Origin of the sequence: Pseudokineococcus sp. 5B2Z-1, assembly GCF_037482305.1 — a bacterium.
Taxonomy (GTDB): domain Bacteria; phylum Actinomycetota; class Actinomycetes; order Actinomycetales; family Quadrisphaeraceae; genus Pseudokineococcus.
Genome location: NZ_JBBHZG010000006.1, coordinates 121,111 through 126,080, shown reverse-complemented (window position 1 = coordinate 126,080; position 4,970 = coordinate 121,111). Strand labels below are relative to the sequence as shown.

Below are 4,970 nucleotides of genomic sequence, written 5' to 3'. Positions count from 1 at the left end.
TCGGTTCTCCCCCCCCCCCCCCGCGTCCCGGTGCGGGCCGCGGCGGCGTGGCGCTCGTCCTCGCCCGACCCGGCGTCGGGGAGCATGGCGGGGATGTCCACGCCGCGCCCGCCCCGACACCCCGCCGCACCGTCCGCGGACGACGCCCCGGCGCACGCGCGCGCCGAGGACGAGCCCTTCGACGAGGGCTCGACGCCGTGCGCGCCCGGGGAGGACGGGCTCGAGGGAGACTCGGCGGGGCCCACGGCGCCGGGGGACGTCGCCGCGCCGTCGACGCCCGCGGGGGCCCACCTCGCCGTCCCGGCCGCGCCGGGCGGGGCGCTCCTGCGCTCGCCGCTGCTCATCGGCCTGCTGGCGGGCGCCCAGGCGGTGCTCGGGTCGCTGCTCTGCGTCGTGGCCCCGGTCATGGCCGTCTGGCTCGTGGCGTCGCGGACGGGGGCCACGTGGGACGGCGCGCTGCGCGTCGCCGCCGACGGGTGGCTGCTCGCGCACGGCACCGCGCTCGCCGTCCCCGGCGGCAGCCTCGCGCTGTGGCCCCTGGGCCTCGCCCTGCTGCCCGTGGCGTGGTGCGTCTCCGCCGGCCGCAGGACCGCGGTGGCGCTCGAGGCCACCCACCCGGCGTCCCGGTCGGCCCGCTCGGGCCTCGACGGCGCGCTCGTGGTGGCGCTGGCGGGCGTCGTCGCCTCCTACGTCGTGCTGACGACGGCCGTGGCCCTCGTCGCCGGCTCACCGGTCGTGCGGCCCGGTCCGGGCTCGGCCGCCCTCGGCGCGCTCGTCGTGGCGGGCACGTCCGCGGGCGCCGCCATGGCGGCGGCCCGCCTGCGCCTGTCCGCCGCGGGCCCGCGCCGGCGCGCCGTCCCGGCCCCGCGGCTGCTGCCCGCGCTGGCGGACCTCGTGCGCGTGCCCCTCGCCGCCCGGCCGGTGGCCGCGGCCGGCGGCCGCGCCCTGGCCTGGTGCCTCGTGGGCGCGGGCGCCTGCCTCGTCGTGTCCCTGGCCGCGGGCGCCCCCCAGGTGCTCGACCTGCAGGGCGCCCTGGACGCGGGCGTGGTCGGCGGTGCCGTCCTCGTGCTCGGCCAGCTCCTCCTGCTGCCGACGGCGCTCGTGTGGGCCCTGTCGTGGACGGCCGGCCCCGGCTTCGCCGTCGGCGCGGGCACGTCCGTGACGCCGGGGGGCACCGACCTCGGGCTGCTGCCGGCGCTGCCCCTCCTCGGCGGCCTGCCGCAGCAGGGCACGGGTGGCGGGTGGCTGTGGGTGGTCGTCCTCCTGCCGGTGGCCGCGGGCGCCGTCGCCGCGGCGCGGCTGCGGCTGCTCGCGCCGCTGGCCGCCCCCGTCCCCGCCCACGGCGAGGGCGACGGCGACGGCGACGGCGAGGAGGAGGCCGGCACGGCGCAGCGCCTGCGGAGCGAGCTGGCCCGGCGCGGGCTGCCCGCGCTCCTGCGCGCCGCGGGGACGGGTGCGGTCGCGGGGGCCGGAGCCGCGCTGCTCGCCCTCCTGTCGTCGGGCCCGGTGGGCCCGGGGGCGCTGGGGCGGGTCGGACCCGTCGCCTGGCAGACCGGGGGGGCCGTCGGGCTCCTCGTGGCCCTGGGCGCCGCCGCGGTGCTGCTGGTGCCGGCGGGGGTCGGCCCGCGGCGGGCGGTGCGGGCGCGGAGCGACGAGGGCTGACGAGCCGGTGCCGGCGCTCAGCCGCCGGACGCGAGGCCCCTCAGCCCCTCCGCCCAGCGGGTGAGGTCCTCGACGGACTGCTGCTGGCAGACCGCCTGCGCCTGCTCCGTGACGGCGCCGGCGAGGCAGTCCCGCAGGCCGTCCTGGAGCGGCCACACGACCAGCGCGACCACCTGCGCCACGAGGACGAAGAGCGCCAGCACCATCCCCGCCGACAGCACCACGAGCGTGCCGCTGCGCCGGGCGCGCACCGCGTCGGCGAGGGCGAGGCCGCCCGCGACGAGCGCCCCCGCCGTGAAGAGCAGGCCGACCCCCGACCACGGGAAGGGGAGGCGCTCGGCGAGCAGCGCCCCGAGGAGCAGCAGCGAGAAGAGGAGCGAGCGCCGCACCGCGTCGGCGGCCGGGCCCCGCTCCGGGGCGTCGTGCCGTCCACCGGGCTCGCCGGACCCGCCCTGGCCGTCGGAGCCACCGGGGGAGCGGCGGGGCGGGGTGCTGCCGGGGGCGGCCACGGTGTCCTCCACGGGCTCGTCGCGCTCCGGCGGTCGCCGGGCGTGCCGCTATGGTCTCCGACCGTGACGGCAGGCGGTACCGCGGCACCCGGGGAGCCGTCGGCGCCCGACCCCGCGGCCGTCCCCGCCGCGGTGGGCGGGCGGGCGTCCCGCGTCGTCGTCCTCGTCTCGGGGGCGGGCACGAACCTCGGGGCGCTGCTCGAGGCCTCCCGCCGGCCCGGCTGGGGCGCCGAGGTCGTCGGCGTGGTCGCGGACCGCGCGGACGCGCCGGCGCTGGACCGGGCCCGCGCGGCCGGGCTGCCCGCCGAGGTCGTCGCCCTGCGCGACCACCCCGACCGCGCCGCCTGGGACGTCGCGCTGACCCGCGCGGTCACGGCGCTCGAGCCCGACCTCGTCGTGCTCGCCGGCTTCATGAAGCTCGTCGGGCCCGCCTTCCTCGCCCGCCTCGGCGGGCGCGTCGTCAACACCCACCCGGCGCTGTCGCCGTCCTTCCCCGGCACCCGCGCCCCCGCGGACGCGCTCGCCTACGGCGTCAAGGTCACCGGCGCCACCGTGCTGCTCGTCGACGAGGGCGTCGACACGGGTGCGGTGCTCGCCCAGGTGGCGGTCCCCGTGCTCGAGGACGACGACGTCGCGACCCTCCACGAGCGGATCAAGGCCGCCGAGCGGCCCCTGCTCGTCGACGTCGTCGGGCGCATGGCCCGCGGCGGCTGGACCACCTCGCCCGACGACCCCCGGAAGGTGCACCTCCCGTGAGCTCCCCGACCACCGACGCCTCGCCGTCCGCCGCCCCCACCAGCACCGAGGCCGGAGGCCGGCGGCCGCTGCGCCGGGCCCTCGTCTCCGTCTGGGACAAGACGGGCCTGGAAGACCTGGCCCGGGGGCTGCACGACGCAGGCGTGGCCCTCGTCTCGACCGGCTCGACCGCGTCGCGCATCGCGGCCGCCGGCGTCCCCGTGACGGCGGTGGAGGACCTCACGGGCTTCCCCGAGTGCCTCGACGGCCGGGTCAAGACCCTGCACCCGCGCGTGCACGCGGGGATCCTCGCCGACCGCCGGCGGCCGGAGCACGAGGCCCAGCTCGCCGACCTCGGCGTCGAGCCGTTCGACCTCGTGGTCGTGAACCTCTACCCCTTCGAGCGGACGGTCGCGAGCGGCGCCGGCGTCGAGGAGTGCGTCGAGCAGATCGACATCGGCGGCCCCTCGATGGTCCGGGCCGCCGCGAAGAACCACCCCAGCGTGGCCGTCGTCACGAGCCCGGACGCCTACGACGAGGTCCTCGCGGCCGCGGCCGGCGGGGGCTTCGACCTGGCGGCCCGAGCCCGGCTGGCCGCGCGCGCCTTCGCGGCCACCGCCGCCTACGACGCCGCCGTCGCCGCGTGGACGCGCGACGTCCTCGTGCCGTCGACGGCGGGGCAGGAGCCCGTGGCCGAGGACGGGGCCGGGGACGCCCCGGGCGCCCCGCCCGAGCGGCTCGAGCTCGCCTACGCGCGGACGGCGTCCCTGCGCTACGGGGAGAACCCGCACCAGCGGGCGGCGCTCTACCGCCCCGCGGGGGGCGCGGCGGCGCCCGGCCTCGCCGGGGCCGAGCAGCTGCACGGCAAGGAGATGAGCTTCAACAACTGGACGGACGCCGACGCCGCCTGGCGGGCCGCCCACGACCACGACGAGCCGTGCGTGGCGATCATCAAGCACGCCAACCCCTGCGGCATCGCCGTGGCCACGGACGTGGCGACGGCGCACCGGGCGGCGCACGCCTGCGACCCCGTGTCGGCGTTCGGCGGCGTCATCGCCGTCAACCGGCCGGTCACCGCGGCCATGGCCGAGCAGGTCGCCGAGGTGTTCACCGAGGTCGTCGTCGCGCCCGCCTTCGACGCCGACGCCCTCGAGGTGCTCACCCGCAAGAAGAACGTGCGGCTCCTGCGCGCCGACGCCCCCGCGGGCGGCGACCGGCTGGAGGTCAAGCCCGTCGACGGCGGTCTCCTGGTCCAGACCGCCGACCGGCTCCAGGCGCCCGGCGACGACCCGAGCGGGTGGACGCTGGCGGCCGGGGCGCCCGTGGGGGCCGACGTGCTCGCCGACCTGGCCTTCGCCTGGCGCGCGGTGCGCGCCGTGCGCTCCAACGCCGTCCTCCTGGCGTCCGGGCGCGCCACGACGGGCGTCGGCATGGGCCAGGTCAACCGGGTCGACTCGGCGCGGCTCGCCGTCGCGCGCGCCGGCGAGCGCGCCGCCGGGTCGGTGGCCGCCTCCGACGCCTTCTTCCCCTTCGCCGACGGCCTGCAGGTGCTCCTCGACGCCGGCGTCCGCGCCGTCGTCCAGCCGGGCGGGTCGGTGCGGGACGAGGAGGTCGTGGCCGCGGCGCAGGCCGCCGGGGCGGCGCTGTACCTCACCGGCGCCCGCCACTTCACGCACTGAGCCCCGTGCCGGAGGAGGGGCCCCCGGACGGGGTCGAGGGCCAGGCGCCCGACGTCCCCGAGGTCGGGGGACGGGGTGCGGAGGTCGACGCGACGGCGGGGCGGCGGGGCAGCGCCGTCCTCGTGGCGGTGGCGGCGCTCGTCGCGGGGGCGCTGGTCTCCGGCGTGGTCCTCGGCTTCCGGGCCACGGGACTCGTCCTCGGCGCGGGACTCGTCGTCGTCGCGGTGGTGCGCCTGACGGGGTCCACCCGCGCCGCGGGGCCGCTGGCGGTGCGCTCGCGGGCGGTGGACGCGGCCGTCGTCCTCGTCCTCGCGGTCGCCCTCGTCCTGCTCTCGCTGCTCACGCCCGGCGGGGAGCCCCGCGTCTGACCTCGCGTCCGACGCCG

At 80.1% G+C, this 4,970-nt stretch carries 5 protein-coding genes; 4 read left to right on the top strand and 1 reads right to left on the bottom strand.

Going from position 1 to position 4,970, the window contains the following annotated elements; all coding sequences use genetic code 11:
• Positions 1-93: 93 nt before the first annotated feature.
• Complete coding sequence (locus WDV85_RS14660) at positions 94-1,662, top strand: cell division protein PerM (RefSeq protein WP_339571327.1); 1,569 nt, start codon at positions 94-96, stop codon at positions 1,660-1,662.
• A 17-nt stretch (positions 1,663-1,679) separates the two neighbouring features.
• Here WDV85_RS14660 and WDV85_RS14655 read toward each other — a convergent pair whose 3' ends face one another.
• Positions 1,680-2,183, bottom strand: coding sequence for a hypothetical protein (locus WDV85_RS14655; RefSeq protein WP_339571326.1), 504 nt, complete (start codon positions 2,181-2,183; stop codon positions 1,680-1,682).
• 51 nt (positions 2,184-2,234) lie between these two features.
• Here WDV85_RS14655 and purN point away from each other — a divergent pair, with 51 nt between their 5' ends.
• From purN to WDV85_RS14640, 3 genes are read left to right on the top strand one after another with little or no spacing between them, the layout of a single operon-like run.
• The gene (gene purN, locus WDV85_RS14650) at positions 2,235-2,927 is read left to right on the top strand and encodes a phosphoribosylglycinamide formyltransferase (protein ID WP_339571325.1); all 693 of its coding nucleotides are present in this window, start codon (positions 2,235-2,237) and stop codon (positions 2,925-2,927) included.
• Positions 2,924-4,585 (top strand): bifunctional phosphoribosylaminoimidazolecarboxamide formyltransferase/IMP cyclohydrolase, encoded by a 1,662-nt coding sequence (purH, locus tag WDV85_RS14645; protein WP_339571324.1) that lies wholly within the window; start codon positions 2,924-2,926, stop codon positions 4,583-4,585. The genes purN and purH overlap by 4 nt, the downstream gene beginning before the upstream one ends.
• Positions 4,586-4,590: 5 nt before the next feature.
• Complete coding sequence (locus WDV85_RS14640; RefSeq protein WP_339571323.1) at positions 4,591-4,953, top strand: DUF3017 domain-containing protein; 363 nt, start codon at positions 4,591-4,593, stop codon at positions 4,951-4,953.
• The last annotated feature ends 17 nt before the right edge of the window (positions 4,954-4,970 follow it).

Bases quoted from the DNA above. Each gene is read 5' to 3' on its own strand.
- WDV85_RS14660 (WP_339571327.1), top strand. From the start codon at position 94: ATGTCCACGCCGCGCCCGCCCCGACACCCCGCCGCACCGTCCGCGGAC.